At 55.3% G+C, this 18,005-nt stretch carries 16 protein-coding genes; 5 read left to right on the top strand and 11 right to left on the bottom strand.

Features of this window, described 5'->3' with window-relative positions; translation table 11 throughout:
• Positions 1–32: 32 nt before the first annotated feature.
• Positions 33–1,313 carry an Hsp70 family protein gene (locus tag KP001_RS12275; protein WP_217285928.1) on the top strand — a complete coding sequence of 427 codons (1,281 nt, stop codon included), beginning with the start codon at positions 33–35 and terminating at the stop codon, positions 1,311–1,313.
• A gap of 116 nt (positions 1,314–1,429) precedes the next feature.
• On the opposite strand, the gene KP001_RS12270 is transcribed toward KP001_RS12275, so the two are convergent.
• Positions 1,430–1,876: a hypothetical protein gene (locus KP001_RS12270; RefSeq protein WP_217285927.1), complete on the bottom strand. Its 447-nt coding sequence runs from the start codon at positions 1,874–1,876 to the stop codon at positions 1,430–1,432.
• A gap of 251 nt (positions 1,877–2,127) precedes the next feature.
• Between KP001_RS12270 and KP001_RS12265 the strand changes: the two genes are divergently transcribed.
• Both KP001_RS12265 and KP001_RS12260 read left to right on the top strand, forming a co-directional pair.
• Positions 2,128–3,141, top strand: coding sequence for a GlxA family transcriptional regulator (locus KP001_RS12265; RefSeq protein WP_217285926.1), 1,014 nt, complete (start codon positions 2,128–2,130; stop codon positions 3,139–3,141).
• 20 nt (positions 3,142–3,161) lie between these two features.
• Positions 3,162–3,962, top strand: a complete 801-nt coding sequence (locus KP001_RS12260; protein WP_217285925.1) for a DJ-1/PfpI family protein — start codon at positions 3,162–3,164, stop codon at positions 3,960–3,962.
• Positions 3,963–4,083: 121 nt separating this feature from the next.
• On the opposite strand, the gene KP001_RS12255 is transcribed toward KP001_RS12260, so the two are convergent.
• A complete protein-coding gene (locus tag KP001_RS12255; protein ID WP_217285924.1) occupies positions 4,084–4,350 on the bottom strand; it encodes a DksA/TraR family C4-type zinc finger protein in 267 nt (88 codons plus the stop codon).
• Between the two features lie 419 nt (positions 4,351–4,769).
• On the opposite strand from KP001_RS12255, the gene KP001_RS12250 reads away from it, so the two are divergent.
• Positions 4,770–5,432: a DUF2845 domain-containing protein gene (locus KP001_RS12250; protein WP_217285923.1), complete on the top strand. Its 663-nt coding sequence runs from the start codon at positions 4,770–4,772 to the stop codon at positions 5,430–5,432.
• Positions 5,433–5,628: 196 nt separating this feature from the next.
• Here KP001_RS12250 and KP001_RS12245 read toward each other — a convergent pair whose 3' ends face one another.
• The 7 genes from KP001_RS12245 to KP001_RS12215 all read right to left on the bottom strand — a co-directional run bounded on the left by KP001_RS12245 (position 5,629) and on the right by KP001_RS12215 (position 11,679).
• The gene (locus tag KP001_RS12245) at positions 5,629–7,629 is read right to left on the bottom strand and encodes a DUF2075 domain-containing protein (RefSeq protein WP_217285922.1); all 2,001 of its coding nucleotides are present in this window, start codon (positions 7,627–7,629) and stop codon (positions 5,629–5,631) included.
• Positions 7,630–7,837: 208 nt separating this feature from the next.
• Entirely contained in the window at positions 7,838–8,812 is a 975-nt protein-coding gene (locus tag KP001_RS12240) for an HNH endonuclease (protein ID WP_217285921.1), read from the bottom strand.
• A gap of 177 nt (positions 8,813–8,989) precedes the next feature.
• Positions 8,990–9,757, bottom strand: coding sequence for a hypothetical protein (locus KP001_RS12235; protein ID WP_217285920.1), 768 nt, complete (start codon positions 9,755–9,757; stop codon positions 8,990–8,992).
• Complete coding sequence (locus KP001_RS12230) at positions 9,754–10,434, bottom strand: M15 family metallopeptidase (RefSeq protein WP_217285919.1); 681 nt, start codon at positions 10,432–10,434, stop codon at positions 9,754–9,756. Before KP001_RS12230 ends, KP001_RS12235 begins: the two co-directional genes overlap by 4 nt.
• 55 nt (positions 10,435–10,489) lie before the next feature.
• Positions 10,490–10,996 (bottom strand): hypothetical protein, encoded by a 507-nt coding sequence (locus tag KP001_RS12225; protein WP_217285918.1) that lies wholly within the window; start codon positions 10,994–10,996, stop codon positions 10,490–10,492.
• A 23-nt stretch (positions 10,997–11,019) separates the two neighbouring features.
• Positions 11,020–11,493, bottom strand: a complete 474-nt coding sequence (locus tag KP001_RS12220) for a TIGR02594 family protein (RefSeq protein WP_217285917.1) — start codon at positions 11,491–11,493, stop codon at positions 11,020–11,022.
• An 18-nt stretch (positions 11,494–11,511) separates the two neighbouring features.
• On the bottom strand, positions 11,512–11,679 hold the full coding sequence (locus KP001_RS12215) for a hypothetical protein (RefSeq protein WP_217285916.1): 168 nt from the start codon (positions 11,677–11,679) through the stop codon (positions 11,512–11,514).
• 271 nt (positions 11,680–11,950) lie between these two features.
• Here KP001_RS12215 and KP001_RS12210 point away from each other — a divergent pair, with 271 nt between their 5' ends.
• Positions 11,951–12,622 (top strand): fibronectin type III domain-containing protein, encoded by a 672-nt coding sequence (locus tag KP001_RS12210; RefSeq protein ID WP_217285915.1) that lies wholly within the window; start codon positions 11,951–11,953, stop codon positions 12,620–12,622.
• Positions 12,623–13,216: 594 nt separating this feature from the next.
• Here KP001_RS12210 and KP001_RS12205 read toward each other — a convergent pair.
• On the bottom strand, positions 13,217–14,722 hold the full coding sequence (locus tag KP001_RS12205) for a B12-binding domain-containing radical SAM protein (RefSeq protein ID WP_217285914.1): 1,506 nt from the start codon (positions 14,720–14,722) through the stop codon (positions 13,217–13,219).
• Between the two features lie 438 nt (positions 14,723–15,160).
• Entirely contained in the window at positions 15,161–17,707 is a 2,547-nt protein-coding gene (mgtA, locus tag KP001_RS12200) for a magnesium-translocating P-type ATPase (protein WP_217285913.1), read from the bottom strand.
• Between the last annotated feature and the right edge of the window lie 298 nt (positions 17,708–18,005).

Below are 18,005 nucleotides of genomic sequence, written 5' to 3'. Positions count from 1 at the left end.
CAAGGGACCCGCCCTTGCTTTTTGGAGTCTGCATGAAGGTAGTTTTCGGCATCGATTTTGGCACCACCAATTCCGCCCTTTCCATCTACCGCGACGGCAAGGTCGAAGTCGTCGACATCGACGAATCAAGCGCCAACCGCTCGCTGATGCGCTCGGTCCTCTACTTCAACGAAGACGACGAGATCTTCGCCGGCCAGGAGGCAATCAGCCATTACGTCAACGAGGGGGCTGCCGGGCGTTTCATGCAGTCCATAAAGACCTTCCTCCCCAACCGCAGCTTCGAGGGGACGGAGGTGTTCGGCAAGAAGTACGGCATCGAGGACCTGGTCGCCATCATCTTGAGGAGGATCAAGGCCAAGGGGGAAGCGTACGTCGGCGCTCCCGTGGACAGCGTTGTCCTGGGCCGCCCGGTCGTTTTCTCCGAAGACCCGGAAAAGGACGCCCTGGCGCAGCAGCGGTTGGAGAAGGCGGCGCGCAAGGCCGGCTTTCGCCACATCCATTTCCAGTTCGAGCCCATAGCCGCCGCCCTCGCCTACGAAGAGACCCTTCCCGCCGGAGCTGAAAAGCTGGTCTTCATCGGCGACTTCGGCGGCGGAACCTCCGACTTCACCGTTATCCGGGTGAAGGGGGGAGACTTTGCCCGGGCCGACCGGCGTGCCGACGTCCTCTCCATCGGAGGCGTCTATACGGCCGGCGATAAGTTCGATTCGCAGATCATGTGGGAGAAGGTGGCCAAGTATTTCGGCCGCGGCGTGAAATACAAGGGGATGGGGAAGAACGAGCTGTTCGACATCCCGCACAGCATCATTTACACGCTGTGCCAGTGGCACAGGATCCCGCTCCTGCGGGCGAGAAAGACGAGGGAGCAGATCAGGCTCATCAAGAACGCCGCCACGGACAGGCAGGCCCTGGAAAACCTGGAGCATCTCATCAGCGACAACTACGGGTTCTTCCTGTTCCAGTGCATCGAGAAGGCGAAATGCGAGCTGTCGCAGCAGGACGCTACGCAAATCAGCTTCAAGGAGCGCGGTCTGGTTCTAGAGGAAGGGATCACGAGAGAGGAGTTCGAAGCGATCAACCGGGAAAACTTGGGCCGGATCTCCAACTGCATAGACGAAGTGATCAGCAGGTCGGGAGTCGGGCGCGATCAGATCGACACCGTGTTCCTCACCGGTGGCACGTCGCGGATACCGATGATCCGGCGCCTCTTCGAAGAGCGTTTCGGCCACGACAAGCTGGAGAACCGCAACGCCTTCACCAGCGTCGTCCACGGCCTCGGTGCGAGCGTCCCGCTCTTTTACAGCGGCCGTTAGCACAACGTGACCGCCGGAGTCTCGGATGTCGGGCTTTACCCCCCCGAAGTCGTGGGTTTGGCTTTTCGCCTCTCTCAGATTTCCTCAGATTTTCTCCGTGGCCAATGGTTTTTCTTTCAGATTCGCAGCACCACCTGGTTGGTCCAGGCAAAGTTCGAAGTGGAAATCCTGCAACTTATTTCATCGGTGTGCGGAATGGCAACGGTGATCTTTTTGCCTCCAGGGAACATGACGACTTTCCTGGTGACACCTGGATCCTCGTTTAACGCCTGGTAGGCGAGCTCCACCGTGTGACTCTTCCGTTCCTTCCGGGTAGGGCCATCCGCCTTGAAAAGGTAGCCGTTCAGGATTCCTGGGAACTGGAACGTGTACAATATGTCCGGCGCCTTCGTCCCTTCCTCATCTCCAGCTGCGTCATATCCCATTACATCCACACGGACTAGCCAGTCGCTTTTATAGGCATTCTCAGTTATCGCCAGATCATAGCCCACCGTCAGGACCGCTTTGCCAGGATCAGCGCCAGGTTCAATGGTCAGCCACGTGTTTACCGCCTGAACACCCATTTGCAGCCTCCTTGTACACCGTAGTTTAGTATCGGAAAGGTGCGCGTGCGCCATGGTGGGGAATGGTAGCAGTACTGCCTTATATTTCAAGACCTGGCACCGACGCCCCGACGCCTCCATTCAGGGGACTCGAAGATGTCACAATGTGCTTTTATCCCATCTCCCCCGCCGAAAGGAACTCCACATCGCTGGCCGAAAAGTCGTGTTATTTGTCATTGTGCCAGACACGGCGTTCGTTTAATGTGGGCGGCATGAAACGTTTCAGCACGTGTACGCCTGTAGAACACGCAACTCTGCGCCTGATTACCATGGTCGCCTACGAGGGGGCCGAGGTAATCGACGTCACCGGCCCGTTGGACGTCTTCGCCCTTGCCAACCATATCCAGTGCGAAAGTGGCGCGGCGGAACCGCTCTACCGCATCGAGATAGCCGCCAAGACCGGGGACGGCATCATCGTCACCTCCTCCGGCATCCGGCTTCTCTCCGACCGGGCCTGGGGCGATTGCAGCGGCATCGATACCCTCCTGGTGCCGGGAGGCCCGGCGGCGGAGCAGGCGCCGGAGGAACTGGTCGACTGGGTTAGGCAGATGGCGCCAGTGGTGCGGCGGGTCGGCTCCATCTGCACGGGGGCCTTCATCCTGGCTCGGGCGGGACTTTTGGACGGCAGGCGTGCCACGACCCACTGGAGCAGGGCGGAACAGCTGCGGCGCCGCCACCCGCAGATCGAGGTCGATGAGGACGCCATCCATGCCAAGGACGGCTCCGTCTACACCTCAGCAGGGATAACCGCGGGCATAGACCTGGCGCTGGCTCTCGTCGAGGAGGATCACGGCAAGAGCCTGGCCCTCGACGTGGCCCGACTGATGGTGCTCTATTTCAAGCGGCCGGGAGGGCAGTCCCAGTTCAGCACCCCGCTCCTGGCCCAGTTCCGCGAAGGCGGTTCCTTGGCTCCCACGCTGCAGTGGATGCAGGAGAACTATCGGCGCGACCTGGACAACGAGACCCTGGCCGCCCACGCGGCCATGAGCCTGCGCAACTTCGCCCGCATCTTCAAACGCGAGGTCGGCACCACGCCGGCCCGCTTCATCGAACAGATAAGGCTTGAAGCGGCAGTCAAGCTCCTTGAGGAAACCAGCCAGTCAGTGGAAGCCGTCGCCCGGGAGTGCGGCTTCCAGTCCGGCGAACACCTAAGGCTGACCTTTGCCCGCCGCTTCGGGATCACCCCCGGTCAGTACCGGGCGAGATTCCGGTCGGAGACCGGATAAATTAGACCCATGGAGAATCTATGAAAAGGATCGACATACGAAACATCCTGCTGCGCTTTCTCATCCTGCCGGTGTTCCTGGCGGCTGCGGTGCCCGCCATCGCCGCCGACAAGAAGCAGCCGGCGTCCCAGGAGCCGCTGGTGGATTTGCGCCCAAGCCCGGCGCGCACAGTGAAGACCATCGGGGTCCTGATCTACCCCGGTTTCGAGATGCTTGACGCCTACGGGCCGATGGAAATGTGGGGCAACCTCAAGCACATCCCGGCCGTCGTGTGGGGAGGCGAAGAGAAGAGGGTGACTGTCCGCGTGGTCACCATAGCGGCCAAGCGGGGCGAAGTCGCCTCGAACCAGGGGCCGAAGACCGTGGCGGATTTCGGCTTCGGCGATGCCCCGCGACTGGACTACCTGCTGGTGCCGGGCGGTATCGGAGCGATAGCGCAGTTGCAGGACCGTGAAACCCTGAACTGGTTACGGGAGCGGGCGGCGAAGACAGAGCTGGTCATGTCCGTCTGCAACGGCGCCTCGCTGCTGGCAGCAGCCGGTATATTGGATGATCGTCCGGCCACCACCAACAAGATGTTTTGGAAGGATTCGACCCAGCCCGGGCCGAAAGTGCAGTGGGTCAAGAAGGCGAGGTGGGTGGACGACGGCACGGTCGTCACCTCATCCGGCATCTCCGCCGGCATGGACATGAGCCTTGCGGTCATCGGTCGGCTGTACGGCAAGGACATCGCCGCCTGGCTGGAGCGCTTAACCGAGTACGAAGCCCATCGGGACCCGAGCTGGGATCCGTTTGCAGTAAAAGCCGGGTTGGTGCAGTGAGGGGAGCACATCTATGAGCAACGGAAAAAGCCGGGCAGCGAAGCTGTCCGGCTTTTTCCATCTGCGCCCATGCAAAGGCACTGTCCCCATCAGAGTCGTTACCCCTCGATCAGATCCGTACTCACTTCAGCTGGCTATCTTTGCTGCCTCTCCGGTTGTAGAGCGCAGCTGCCTTCTCCTTCTTTTCTAGTTCTGATTGGCAGGCAACGCAGTATCGAACTCCCGGAATTGCCTTGCGACGCGCTTCAGGAATGGGAACCTCGCACTCCTCGCAATGGGTGAGACTTTCGCCCTTAGGCAAACGGCTTTTAGCCCGTTCGACTGCGGATGCCACCGTGGCATCTATCTGCTCCTGCACCGCCCCATCTCGCGACCATCCAACCGCCATGGCTTGTTCCTCTGCTTCTCAATTATCTAGCTGATTTCCAAAAGTGGCCTTCGATTCAGTATACTCTTTCGTCCCCTATTTGTGGTGATTTCGGGGGAAGCCCGCCTCCCCCCCCCACTTATCCTTGCCCACCAGAAGAAGGCTCCTCTTCACGATCTTACTGACTGACGTGTAGTGAATCTCCAGGTGATCCGCAATCACCTATATCTCCCTGGCCAGTTGCACTCGGGTAGTGGTTTCGTCCCCTGGGTCAAAAGATGCCCGACCAGGGAGCCGATCTGGCAGGCGGGCCGGACTTAAAGCAGACGGAGAATGTTCTAATATAAAGACTTTCTGAAACATCGCGTATTTGTTATAAAGGATGCATTTTTTCACAGTGCTGCACCACATCAAAAGGTAAGATCGGGAGGTTTACGGCAGTGAGGCATAAATCGAAGGTAAGCAGTGCTTTGGGGAACGTTTTAGGCATTGCAATATTCATAATGGTGGCAGGTTCAGCGTTTTTAAAAGTCAACCTCACCAGTCTGATCTTTGGAGTTGGAAGCCCTGCTCCAATTGTAGTGAATCCCATACAGCCGGCAAAGGTTAGAGTTGAACAGCCGGTTCCACAGGCGACTTCGGATGGTTACGAGCATTACACGGACAAAAATGGAAATGAGGTGGTAATTGTCCCCGCTAGACACCGAGAAAAAAGTGAATCAGCACCTGTTCAGACAGCACCGGTGCAAGACTATTCAGCAGTTTCCCCTTTAGCGTCCCAACCAGTCACGCAGAGAGTAAATGTACCTGTACAGGCCGCACAACCGCCTAATCTCGCTGTAATTGCCATGAACGCGGCGGCAAAGGCGCATACAGGTATGAATGTGTTCGAATCGTGCCGGTGCAATAACGGCCTGGCAACGAAAGGAGATTCAAAGCAAGAGGTGTTAGAGAAGTGCGCACAGCCCGTAAGTCGATTTGGCGGCAACAGGGATTGTCCCGAGATATGGCTTTACAACTTCGGCCCCAACGAGTTTATGCAAGGGATCTGTTTTGACAGCAGTCGTGTGACAAAGGTTCTCAGCCTTGACCACGGTTATTAAAACAAGAAGTTCGTGCCCAAGGCACGCCAGGAACATGTTTCTGGAGAAGGGGGGGCTTCAAAAGAAAAACTGAAGACTCTTGAAAGAGGTCCTGTGTGTCCTAGACCCGCCGGTGTGGTGGGGTACAAGTCAACATGAGAAAAGTAAAGGAATAAAGTCGCTCGCGGGTCCTCTCTGTAGTCCCTTTACGACAGGATCATGTCGCGCCTACACCGGCTGCATTTTCTAAAACCTGAAACCCGATCTGTTGAAGATAATTGAATGTGGTGTCGTAGAAATGAGGGGGACGGGTTTTGTCTTCTTTGTCCCCTTTGGGGACGACTATCACCATCCCCTGTCGTGCTCTCGTTAAAATGACGCGATAAGCGTTTTTAAGATACTTTTTCCGCTCTTCTTTGCGGATTTCATTCCAGCGACTTCCGCAGAAGGAACGGTATTGCCAGCCTAAGGGTGCGTACTGGAAGTCTGCATCCCAAATGACGCAAACCCAATCTAATTCAAGGCCCTGCACCTGAAATTCTGTAGCCACGTCCTCTAAGTAGTAGCTAGAACGCACATCATCTTTATCGTCTAGAAACCAATGAACTGGATCCACTGGAGTCCGCACATCCACTGCAAGTGGTTTTAGTCTTGCTGCTTGTGAAGAAACAACAATCCCATACCGTTCAGAACCTCGGGCTTTCCTCTTTACCCACTGTTTAGCCACCTCAATATCACGTGTGATAACTATGGGGTATCGGCTGCTCAAACGTGCTTGGGTCACTTGCGCATCTTCTTCGTTCTGGTCGAGTAATAGCTTTATCAGGTGAGAAACCTCTTCTGCACGAAAAGACCGCATTGAGACCCAAAGATGAAGATATTCGTTGTAGTTGACGTAGGGGTGAGACGATAGTTGGTGAAGAGCCGCCCCTGCGCCGTACTCGCTATCATGCAAATTGGGCGAAATGTGAACGTGCCAATGAGGGAAGTGGTTGATCATCGCTTCGATCCATTCCTCTATACCTGCTTCACCTGTATTAATTTCTTGGCCTCCGCCCACAAGGCAAACGATAACAGCCCAATCAGTGTGACGATCGAGACAAGAAATAAGAAATTCAGGTTCAGAATGAGCGAAGTCCGGACATCCTTTTTTCCGTAGCATGAAGCTTGATGTCTGTTCGACATTCCATGCTCTTTGTGCCTCCTCAAATAGAACTACATGCTCTACAGGTGGGGTCTTGTCGGTCAAACAATCATCGCGAAAGTGATGCACATTTTGTATGAACCCCTTAACCTCACCAAGGACTGTACTTTTCTTAACTTTGAATCCTTTTTCTTTTTCTTGATGCACTTTGTCTTGGGCTAAGGCTTCTCGAAGAACTGCAACCAGAGGTCCATTTCCCGAAAGAAAAACGCTATGGAGGCTGTCGTCTGGGTCTGTGTGCTTATTGGCAATATCAAGACCAACTAGAGTTTTGCCTGCTCCCGGAACCCCGGTTACAAAGCAAATTGACTTAATCGAATTTTGTTTGGAGTGTGTGATGATGTCTGACAATGTCCCACTTGTCTTAGATAGATTTATTGCGCACGCATCTGTACGGATTATGTCGGCCACGGAGTGGTTATTGTACAATGCCATTGCTGCTTCGATGATTGTAGGAGTAGGACGATACTTCCCACTTTCCCAGAGAATTGTATCATTTTCATCGCCTTCAACTAAAGTTAATGCTGAGGCAAATACTGCTGCTATGGAAGAAGGATCAGCTTTGATTGGGGCGAATAACTTATCTGCTTGATGAGTTAGAGTTGAGGCATCGAATGATGCTTTTGCTTCCGTCGCAATAAGTACTGGGAAAATATATCTATTGTGGCTAGTCTCGTGAAAGTTTTTTAAATCAAGGCCGTAGTCCCATACCTGATCAATGCTGTTTTGGTTAAATAATTGCTCTCCAACTTTAAATTCCAGGATGAAAACAGCCCCTTTTATGAGCAAAACAACGTCGATTCGCTTTCCCATGCGAGGGATTGAGAACTCAAAGAAAATCTTGCCCTTATACTCGCTGAGTACTTCCTTGAGGAAGTTGATCTGATATTGCCAGGCCTTCAGTTGGGTTTGTAAAACGGAGAAGTTGCTTTCTGAACTCAGAATGCCGATGATGGCTTCTGTGGGCGTTGCCAGGAAGCTATGTATCGAACTAGAATAGTAGGATCTTTTCAATCGGCCCCTCCACTGCAGCATCACTTTCAAAAGGCTCAATAGCTACACCTTTATACCATGGTGTTCCACTGTATGGGATATTCGTAGTCTTGCATGTGGTAGCAGCAGATGCCTAGAAAATTTTCCGAACTTGACAGTAATAGAGTCCTACGTCTTAAGAGTGCCGTTTCCGAGGGGCTAAGATAGAAAGACTGTTCGTCAGAAGTGATTATAACCGCCATTGCTTCCGGTGTACTGACAGGTAATGCCTGGCGGGCCAAAGAGCATGATCCTGCGGCGGAATAATTGCTCTACCTTTCAAGGTGAGCAGAAAACCGGGAAAGTTCGGGTCGGCAATTATTTGACGGGAGGTGAGGACGTTGTAATCGTCCGTGACGCCCATCATTCCCCTGTCAAAGGCCCAGTGGCAAAGCTTGCAGAGGGCCATGCCGTTTCGGATGTCGTCGTTTTGGGTTTTGCTCCACGGCACGATGTGCGCGGCATCAACAGCTGTGTGCTGTTCGGGCGTAATGATCCGGACGCCACACAGGGCGCATCGATGATCATAAGCCTTGATGACAGCCCTTCGGAAAGCTTGGTCTCGTGCGGCTGGACGGTAACTCCTCGCTTCTACAATTGCTCTCACCATGGGAAGATGCGACTTTTCCTCAAGTATGCGGCTGTACTCGTACGCCTCGCTGTTTATCATCGACTGCTCGCGAAGCAGCACCTGCGCCATCTGTGAGAAGCATGACAGCAACAAAGCTTCCCTTAACGACTCTCGGCCTGCTGCTGATTTCATCAGCAGAAATAGCTCATCGTCTATCGTAGCCCCAAGGACATGCTTCCGTAGATAGGTAATTGAAGTGGTGCTGGTTATTATGGACGGAGTTATTTCCTTGCCCGGGTGCGGAAGCAGGTGCCAGAACGGTTCCCGGTCGAGCCGGGAAAAAGGGAAGGCAATGCTGGACGTTTGCCCCAACGGGACGATGCGCAACCAGTAAAGTCCGAACAACTCGTTCAACTCAACTAAATCACCGCAGGCATCAATGAAAGGAGCAGTGATGACACCACGTTGTATTAGGTCCATCACTGCCAAGAGCAGGATCGGCTTATGCGGGGCTTTGCGTTTTGTGTCCTCTGTCCAACTCGGGCCCGGAGCGCGGTTAAGAGAGGTAAACAGCTTGACGTATTTCGATAGCATCGCTCTTCTCGCCCTTTGCGTCACAGCATGGATGAGCCACAGGTTAGACGCAATTTAAATTAAAGGGTAGGAAGAATCAAGCTAATTGAAGCCACTCCAACGCATGCAGCCTCTGCTTCAAGGTCCAGCTGAGAGTTTTGGTCGTCGGCGAAATCACCAGCGGTTCGGCGGGCGGCATCAATAAAACTGATTCATTATCTGTAGGCGCAGAGCCCCGTCTGCGCCTACAGACTCTCTTTGACAAGCAACAGAACCTTTGATGGGCAATTTGGGATTCCTGCAGTTTCTGATTTCCTTTAGCTTCTTCCCATCCATGGCAAAAACCACAACATTGTGCAGCAACTGGTCCCCAGCCTGCCCTATGACGCATTGGTAAGCGATTAAACCTCCTGTGGTGGTGAAGTCCTCTGGATTGACACATTCCTGCTGCAGTAGGTGCCGAGCGCCACTTGATTCGATCAAAATCACTCGCTCTCTTCTGCCCTCGAGCGGGTCATCCACGCTGCCATTGTAGTAGCGGGAGATGACTATGTGACCGGTCTGTTGAAGAGGCTGGATGCTCGAAACCCGGTCGGCATCTTCCCAGTTAACCGTTGTAGCTGGCACGTCGGCAATAGACCGATCGACGACGTTTTCTCTAAAGGCAAGGAGGCTTCCCTGCGTTATTTGGCACTTTTTTATATATGCACCAGGGAAATGAAACGTTTCGAGGGTTTCTTTGGCTGCCTTCGATGATGGCTCTATTTTGACTGCCCACACGAAAACGTTGCTCTTGTCTCCACAGTCCCTGCTTTGGATGATGATTCCGGAGTCTTGGCCGGACCTTTTCGCTTTCTGTGCTATGCCGGCAGGGGTTGGGTCACTTGCACCAATAACAAGCCATACCTCTTCTGCGTTGGCAGACGCGGATACAAAAATCAGGGATAACAGCAGGACCCATCTCATAGCCCACTCTCCTGTTTTACCGTGCGCAACAACGAGTTGGGAACCAACTGAACATGAGCAACGTCAGGAAAACTACTCCAATCTCCGCCCCATATCAGGCCTTGGGATTTTGCCGTGTTTCCCAGTGCACTCCAGAAACCCATTATCTCGGCTTGATTGGTCCACCCAAAGCGCGAATCAATGATGTCTGCAGCATAGGAATTAGGAGTCCCATCGATGAGTTGGGCGTTGTGGAAGCTGAATTTTACCTTGGATCTGCCTGAAGAATGGAGTACCAATTGAACGGCTACGGATCTCCACCCGTAGTAAATAGATGGGCAAAATCCATCCCTCCTTAACTTGTCGATGATGAATACTACCTTCCCTCGTAAGTCAGGAGCGAGGCTTTTTAACTTCTTATCCTGGGACCATTGTGAAGAATCTCCGCTCCATTCATAAATTGCGTGGCTTTCATCAGTCAGTTTTTGCAAGCTAACGCTATGGGGCTCGATTAAGCCGGTAGGTTGTGACATGAATGCAGCTTGAAACTTTTTTATTGCAGCTATGGTCGCGGTCCCACAGATACCGCGACCAGGTGGGATGGTATAGCCTTTTGATTTCAGTAGGATTTGTACGCGTAAAACATCGATGGTGTAATTTCGCCCCCCCTCGCCAACGGAATCAACCAGATGCACCATACGAACCTCACGTAGGCACGAATTTTCAGTGCAGGATGCACATATCTGTTAGGCTTCATTTCCCTATCAAATACGGATGTTCCTTTGTTGTGAAAAGATGCATCGGTTCTGCTGACGCGGGACACTTCGCGTTGCACGCGGCGGCTTCGCGGACTGTTGCTTGGCCCCATTTCCCTTCGTCGATTCGAAAGTTGATGTTGCATTTGCTGTTTTTGCTGAAGGTGTACTCCTGCACGGCGATAGCTTCTCCTGCTTCGTTTTCATCCGTCTCGGCACCTAACCACCAGTTACTTATGATTTTGGCCCTTCCTTGCTCGTGTCGACTGCACGTTCCGGACTTCGCCAGTCTGAACACAATGGTCTTGGGATCGATATAGGTCACTTCCAGGGACTGCCGCTCGTTCCCTCTTGCCTGCGTGAAACGCAAGGGTGACTGGGGAGGATGTGGCATAGCGCGACGAGGCTCCTCTCGTTGCTCGTCGTGTGGCTGCTGCTCGGTTGCGGCAACTGGGGGTGCTGACAGGAGCACCACGATTACCCACGCAAGGAGGATCAGCTTCATGTCACCATCTCGCACTCTCATGGTTAACAATTCACAGGCCAGCGTCGCCCCAGCAAGGTCCAGCTCTTTTTGGGAAAACTCGACTCCTTCACGCTGTTGCTTTGATTCCCTCCAAGCAACCTGAAGTGGGTCGCGGTTTCCTTGACGAGGAAGCCGACGTGGGCGCCGGATGTTGAGAAACTGCGGTCGGTCGCCTTGCTGCTGCAGATGACGGTGATAGCTCCCGGCACCGGTCCCGATGGCACCCCCCAGCGGACCCAGCTTTTTGCAGCAGCTGAGTCAGTGCCTTTTATGCCGGCCTCCTTGAGGCACCAATTGACGAAGGAGGAACACCACGGTGTCTCGTCGTCGGTGGCTTTCAGGGTGGTCGTGGCATGGTAGGCAAGTATTCTCAGGTTGTCCTCTTGGCCGACTACTTCCTTTTGGCCAATTTCTTTGCGGGCGATGTCCAGCCAGGGGGCATGCTGAAGAGGGGATTGCTTGCTGTCGCTGTTCATGGTTGCTCCCTCCGGTGTTTATTCCTCGTCCTCCTGATCACTGCAGTCCAAGCAGTGTGGCTCTCCGTTCTCATTTACCCCGTATTTCTCTCCCACGGGCAGTTTCCTGCCGCACCGGGCACAGGAGACCGGCTCGTCTGAGGTGGCATAGAAAAAAGCCAGCAGGTCCTCAAGCAGGTCACTCATGGGGCTCCTCCGCCATGGCTTGTTCACTTCCACACTAACTTGGGGAAGGTTGCCACACGACATCCGCATTAGCAACGATGCTGCCGACGCTACCCCCAACGGGAACACGTCGAGAGAAATCCTGAGGCAATCGGGATGCCCGCATCGGTCGATCCCCTAGCCCTGTTAAAAAAGTTTCTTGACTCCGAATTGTTGGCGTGGCTTAATTTTTTGCGCATTCGGATGTAATCCAACCGCAACATGGCTCCCCCTCAAACTATGGAGGTAATACATGTCGCTACTTCATCCGCTACTCGATATTGTCGACGTCAACGTCCGGGACATGTCGCACGTCGAACTGGGCAACTTCGCCATAAACCTCGCGGACGCCTTTGCCCGCCACAAGGACTTTCAAGGCGAGGGCGCCATCCCGAAACCGTTGTGCCAACTCGACGTACTCAGGAGTCTCGGGGCAGGCCATCTCGCCGTCACTAAGGAGGCCGAGAGCGGCAACCGTTTCAAGAAGGTAGAGCGGGACGCCTCACGCCCGATGGTCGAACTGCACACGACGATGCTGATCAACTGGGCGGCCTACAGGTCCGTGACGGAAAACAAGCCTACACTCATCAGCGAATTGGACCTGCCCCCGAAGATGAAGGCATCCAAGGGGGCGCTCCACATCGAGGTGACTGCCCCGCAAAACCCGAAGGCGAAGCACGGCAAGTCGGGCGTCGCCCTCATCACCGTTAACAGGGTGCCAGGGGCAATGGCCTACTACGTGGGGATCTGCAAGGGCGATCCTTCACTGCCGGAGTCCTGGTCAACCGTCGGGCCGTTCCACAAGTCGCGGAACATGGAGCTAACCGGGCTGGAGCCCGGGCAATTGTATTATTTCAAGGCCTATTGCTCGGGGCCCAGCGGCCAGAGCGAGTGGTCCTCCATCATCAGCCTCAGGATCCTTTGATCCCGGTCCACCAAAACCGAAGGCCCTCATCCTCAGGATCAGGGCCTTCGCTCGTTGCAACCTATCCCTCCTTAGCCATCTCTCCTACTCCACACCCTGCAAATATCACGACAGAAGCCAACCCTGCCAAGGCCGGCCTCGAAATTTTAGGATCGGGCCCCATCTTGTTAACTTCGTGCTCCGGATTTTAAGATCGGGCCCCATCTTGTTAACTTCGTCCTCACAATTTTAAGATCGGGCCCAATCTTGTTAACTTCGTGCTCCGGATTTTAAGATCGAGCCCAATCTTGTTAACTTCGTCGTCCGGATTTTAAGATCGGGCCCAAAGTCGTTAACTTCGTCGTCCGGATTTTAACTTCAAGCCCGAAGCTGTTAACTTCTGGCTCGGGATTTTTAGATTGGACCGGATGTTCTTAACTTCGGCCTCAGGATTTCAAGATCGAGCCCAAAGCTGTTAACTTAGTCCTCCTTATTTTAAGATCAAGCCCGAAGCTGTTAACTTCGTCCACCGGATTTTATGGCCGTGCCCGAAGTTCTTAACTTCGGCCTTGGAACTTTAAGATCGAGTCCGATCTTCTCAGCTTCGGGTTCCGGCTACTCCTCGCTCGCGGGGTAGGGGCAGATCTGGTCGGAAACGGTGCGGAAATGAAAGCCGTAGATGGTCAGCGTTATGGTCAACGGGAGTAGCCGTGGCTTTCTGAGGAGCGTCCAGGCGAAAACCTTCCAGTAGTGCAGCCGCTCCTTGCCGAGGATCCCCAGGAACAGCATGGATCGAAAGAATGCCTTGAGGTCGCGCCACTGCAGCGTGGAAAACGGGGATGGTCCGGAGAGCTGGTACTCTTTCAGGAAGGTCATGATGCGCTCGTAGAAGTAATCCGGGGAATATATGGTCTTCACGAGCCGCTGGTACCCTTCCACCAGCACCTGCGGGCTCATCTTCGGTTCAAATGTGAGGGCGGTATCGGTGTTGTTCCCGTTGGCCGTGTTGATGATCCTTCCCTCGCTGGCGAGCCGGCTATGCAACTTGGTGCCCCGCAGTACCATCAGTATTCCCACCATGGCCGTAACGATGCCGCTGTCCTGAATGAAGCGGAGCTGCTTGTCGAAGATGGCCGGCGAGTCACTGTCGAAGCCCACGATGAAGCCCCCCTGCACCTGGAGCCCGGCCCGTTGGATCGACCGCACCGAGGCAAGGAGATCGCGGTTGTCGTTTTGCAGTTTGCCCGTTTCCCTCAGCGAATCCTTTTCCGGGGTTTCGATGCCGATGAAGACCTCCTGGAACCCGGCCGCGACCATCAACTCCAGGAGGTGCGGGTCGTCGGCAAGGTTGATGGACGCCTCGGTATAGAAGAAGAACGGGTGCCGGTGCGCCTCCATCCAGGCGGTCATCGCCGGAAGTACCTCGGCTTTCAGCTTCCGCTTGTCTCCAATGAAGTTGTCGTCGACGAAAAACACCCCTCCGCGCCACCCCCTGGAGTAGAGCGTCTCCAGTTCGGCTATGACCTGTTCGGTGGTTTTGGTTCTCGGGGTGTGACCGAACATCGCGGTGATGTCGCAAAACTCGCAGTCGAAAGGACATCCCCGTGAATACTGGACGTTCATGGACGCGTACTTGCGCATGTCGATCAGCGACCAGCGCGGGATCGGGGTACGGGAGAGGTCGGGGCGCTCGTCGGAGAGGTAGAGGCGTTCCGGCTTCTTGTGGTCGAGGTCTGCCAGAAAACGCGGTAGCGTGACCTCTGCTTCGCCGAGAACCAGGTGGTCCACCTCGGGGAATTCGTCATGGCATGTCGAGAAAAGGGGGCCTCCCGCAACGGTCTTGATCCCAAGAGCTTTGCATCGCGCCAGGACTTCCCGTGCTGACTCCCTCTGGACCGTCATGGCACTGATGAATACATAGTCGGCCCATCGCAGGTCATCATCAGAAAGAAGCTCGACGTTCAGATCGGTGAGCTTCATACTCCAGCTGTCCGGGATGATCGCAGCGACAGTAAGAAGACCCAGGGGAGGAAAGGCTGCTTTTTTCCCGATAAAAGGCATTGCATAGTGGAAACTCCAATAGGTATCGGGGTACTTGGGGTAGACGAGTAGTACCTTCATGATTCCCTCCGAGAGACTTCCTGATTGCTGATCAAATCTGAAAATGGGTCACGTTCAAACTCTTGCCCAACCTCTCCATGCCTCATTTCCCGAGTCTCGATGCAGCCGAGGCAACGACATGAGTACGAAACCCGGGCCTATCAGGAAGAAAGAACAGGTAGGGGAAGTTGGCGGAAATGATAGCGTTGCACATCGACGTCGTGGTCGCGGCGCAGGCCTCAGCAGGCTCCATTTCGCCGCGAGGATCATCACAGGCCAGGGGGGGCTGCTTGCATACGTTGAAGTATGTTCTTTTTATATCATGAAAAAAACAAAATGCACTGCGGGGCAGATGGCAGGCGAGCGCCTTGGACGAAAGCCTTGACTGACAGCAAAGGAATGCGGGGGTAGATGAGCACCTGCGACGGTGGAGTGAGGACGTTCTCTGTCAGCGCCACGTCACCTCGTGACAAAGCGTCGGAAGAACCATTGTTTCACGACCTCAACGGCCAGCAGATAGGCCAGCAATATGGCGGTCAAGATCAGGAAAAAGAGCGGCGATACGGCAACAAAACCAAGATGAACGCCGGCAGGAGTGAACGGCAGCGCGCCTGCCAGCGCCACCACGATCAGCGAGCAGACGACCAGCCATGGGCTGGGGCGGCTTTTGAACGGTGACTTCCGGGTACGGATGATGAAGATGACCAGCACCTGGGTGGCCATGGACTCGATGAACCACCCGGTGTGGAACAGGGCCTCGCCGGCATGGAAAACCGCCAGCATGACGTAGAAGGTGAGGAAATCGAAGACGGAACTGACCGGGCCGATAACCAGCATGAAGTTGCGGATGAAGTTCATGTCCCAGTGCCGGGGCTGACTCAGGTAATCGTCATCCACCCGGTCCAGCGGAATGGGGAGTTCCGATACGTCGTAAAGGAGATTGTTGAGGAGGATCTGCACCGGCAGCATGGGAAGAAAGGGGAGAAAGATCGAGGCCCCTGCCATGCTGAACATGTTGCCGAAATTGGAGCTGGTGCCCATCATTATATATTTCATGATGTTGCCGAAGGTGCGGCGTCCTTCGAGGACACCGGCATGGAGCACCGCCAGGTCCTGCTCCAGAAGGATCATGTCCGCCGCGGCTTTGGCCACGTCAACGGCGCCGTCCACGGAGATCCCCACGTCGGCAGAATGAAGGGACGTGGCGTCGTTGATACCGTCGCCGAGATACCCGACCACGTGGCCGCGCCGTTTCAGGGCCAGGATGACCCGGTTTTTTTGCGCTGGGGCAACGCGGCAGAAGAGGTTCACCTGCTCGACCCGCGCGGATAGCGCCAGGTCATCGAGTTGCTGGATCTCCGAGCCGGTCAGTACCCCGGTCACCGGAAGGGCGAGTTGCGCGAAGAGGTGCTGAGTCACCAGTTCGTTGTCCCCCGTGATGATCTTGACCGCGACCCGGTCGGCGGCAAGTCCGGCCAGGGCCGCCTTGGCGCTCTCTTTGGGCGGATCGAGGAAGGCGGCGAAACCTGCAAAGATCAGGTTGGATTCATCACCTACCACGGCATGGGGATGGTCGTGGCCGACCTGACGGGTGGCGATTCCCAGTACCCGGAACCCCTCGTTGCTGAGGGCCTCGAATTGCGCATTGATATCCCGGCGTGCTGCAGAGTCCAGCTGACGCCGATCCGCTTCACTCTCCCCCTCGTACTGTTCCGACAGCCGCAGGATGTCTTCGGGAGCGCCTTTCACGACCAGCATCCTGGTCGTGGAGTTGTCCAGGAGCACGGAAATCCGGCGCCTCTCGAAGTCGAACGGGACTTCATCTATCTTCTGCCAGCCGCTCACGTCGATCTCGGTGTGCTCCAGGATGGCGTCGTCCAGAGGGCTCTTCAAACCGGTTTCAAAGAAACTGTTGTAATAGGCCAGCTCCAGGACCCGCCGGCTTTCCCTCCCCAAGGGGCTCTGGTGGCGTTCGAGGTGGATGCGGGCCTGGGTCAGGGTACCGGTCTTGTCGGTGCAGAAGACATCCATGCTCCCCAGGTTGTGGATCGAAGCGAGCCTTTTTACGATTACTTTTTGGGCTGCCATACGCAGTCCGCCCCGCGACAACGTCACGGAGACAACCATGGGGAGAAGCTCGGGTGTGAGCCCCACGGCAAGCGCCACTGCAAAAAGGAAGGATTCGAGCCAGGGACGGTGAAAGAAGGCGTTGACCAGCAGAACGAACAGTACGAGCAGCACCGTCATGCGCATGATGAGAAGTCCGAAATGGCGCGTCCCCTCCTCGAAGGCGGTGGGCGGGGCCTTGGCAAGCAGGGTGTCGGCGATCGCGCCGAGCTCGGTGTCCTGACCGGTGCGGCACATAAGGACCCGGGCCGTGCCGCTGATCACCGATGTTCCAAAGAGGACCGTATTGCCAGCGGCGAGAACATCCGCCTCTTCAGGCAATTCCATCGGCAGTTTTTCTACGGGGAACGCTTCTCCGGTCAGGAGGGACTGGTTCACGAAAAAGTCCTTTGCCGCCAGCACGCGACCGTCGCAGGGAATCAGATCGCCGGCGGCAAGGAGTGCCACATCTCCAGGAACCATCTCCGCGAGTGGTATCTCCGATACCCTGCCGTCCCGCAGCACCTGTGCCCGCACCGCCACAGACTGGCGCAGGCCTTCAGCCGCCTGTCCGGCCCGGTATTCCTGGATAAAATCGAGGGTGACGCTGATGAAGACGATGGTCCCGATGATGAAGAAGCTGGTGGCGTCACCGGTGAATGCGGACAGGGCGCTGGCGGTAAGGAGAATTATTACCAGGGGATTGCGGAACTTGGCGAGAAATTGCAGCGGCAGAGCCCTTTTGCGCTCTCCATGGATGCGGTTAAAGCCGAATCGGGCCAGGCGGCGAGCCGCCTCCGCGCCGCCCAGTCCGTCAGGACTTGCGGCCAACTGTTCCAAGAGCGCCGCGACGGGGCGTTGCCAGAAACGGGAGTCAGGTTTAACGACGGCTGTAGACATGATGACTACCCCATTTTCGACCTCAAAGGTTGCACACCAAACTGTACACCAAAATTTCGATAAACAACGCTCAGGCAATGAAACTGCGGACATCGAATCTACCCTGTTGGCGGGCAATCAAGATTGCCTGAAGTGGGGACGCAGGATCAAGGGTGCGAAGTGAGAGTTCGGACTGCGGAGCGAGGAGTGAAACCGGCGTCAATTTGCCGCTGGCAGTTAAAAGTGTGGTGTCGGCTTTCGAATCGGGGGGGCCTCTGGCAGAGCTGGCGAAGGGCGCTGGTAACGGCGGGGAGCTGAG

The sequence above is a fragment of the Geomonas subterranea genome, from assembly GCF_019063845.1.
Taxonomy (GTDB): domain Bacteria; phylum Desulfobacterota; class Desulfuromonadia; order Geobacterales; family Geobacteraceae; genus Geomonas; species Geomonas subterranea.
Note: the sequence above shows the minus strand (reverse complement) of the source record. Positions and strands in the feature narration are given on the sequence as shown.

Bases quoted from the DNA above. Each gene is read 5' to 3' on its own strand.
- KP001_RS12235 (WP_217285920.1), bottom strand. From the start codon at position 9,757: ATGAGATGGGTCCTGCTGTTATCCCTGATTTTTGTATCCGCGTCTGCC.
- KP001_RS12255 (WP_217285924.1), bottom strand. From the start codon at position 4,350: ATGGCGGTTGGATGGTCGCGAGATGGGGCGGTGCAGGAGCAGATAGAT.
- KP001_RS12220 (WP_217285917.1), bottom strand. From the start codon at position 11,493: ATGAACAGCGACAGCAAGCAATCCCCTCTTCAGCATGCCCCCTGGCTG.
- KP001_RS12260 (WP_217285925.1), top strand. From the start codon at position 3,162: ATGAAAAGGATCGACATACGAAACATCCTGCTGCGCTTTCTCATCCTG.
- KP001_RS12230 (WP_217285919.1), bottom strand. From the start codon at position 10,434: ATGGTGCATCTGGTTGATTCCGTTGGCGAGGGGGGGCGAAATTACACC.
- KP001_RS12240 (WP_217285921.1), bottom strand. From the start codon at position 8,812: ATGCTATCGAAATACGTCAAGCTGTTTACCTCTCTTAACCGCGCTCCG.
- KP001_RS12215 (WP_217285916.1), bottom strand. From the start codon at position 11,679: ATGAGTGACCTGCTTGAGGACCTGCTGGCTTTTTTCTATGCCACCTCA.
- KP001_RS12275 (WP_217285928.1), top strand. From the start codon at position 33: ATGAAGGTAGTTTTCGGCATCGATTTTGGCACCACCAATTCCGCCCTT.
- KP001_RS12205 (WP_217285914.1), bottom strand. From the start codon at position 14,722: ATGAAGGTACTACTCGTCTACCCCAAGTACCCCGATACCTATTGGAGT.
- KP001_RS12225 (WP_217285918.1), bottom strand. From the start codon at position 10,996: ATGAAGCTGATCCTCCTTGCGTGGGTAATCGTGGTGCTCCTGTCAGCA.
- mgtA (WP_217285913.1), bottom strand. From the start codon at position 17,707: ATGTCTACAGCCGTCGTTAAACCTGACTCCCGTTTCTGGCAACGCCCC.
- KP001_RS12210 (WP_217285915.1), top strand. From the start codon at position 11,951: ATGTCGCTACTTCATCCGCTACTCGATATTGTCGACGTCAACGTCCGG.
- KP001_RS12265 (WP_217285926.1), top strand. From the start codon at position 2,128: ATGAAACGTTTCAGCACGTGTACGCCTGTAGAACACGCAACTCTGCGC.
- KP001_RS12270 (WP_217285927.1), bottom strand. From the start codon at position 1,876: ATGGGTGTTCAGGCGGTAAACACGTGGCTGACCATTGAACCTGGCGCT.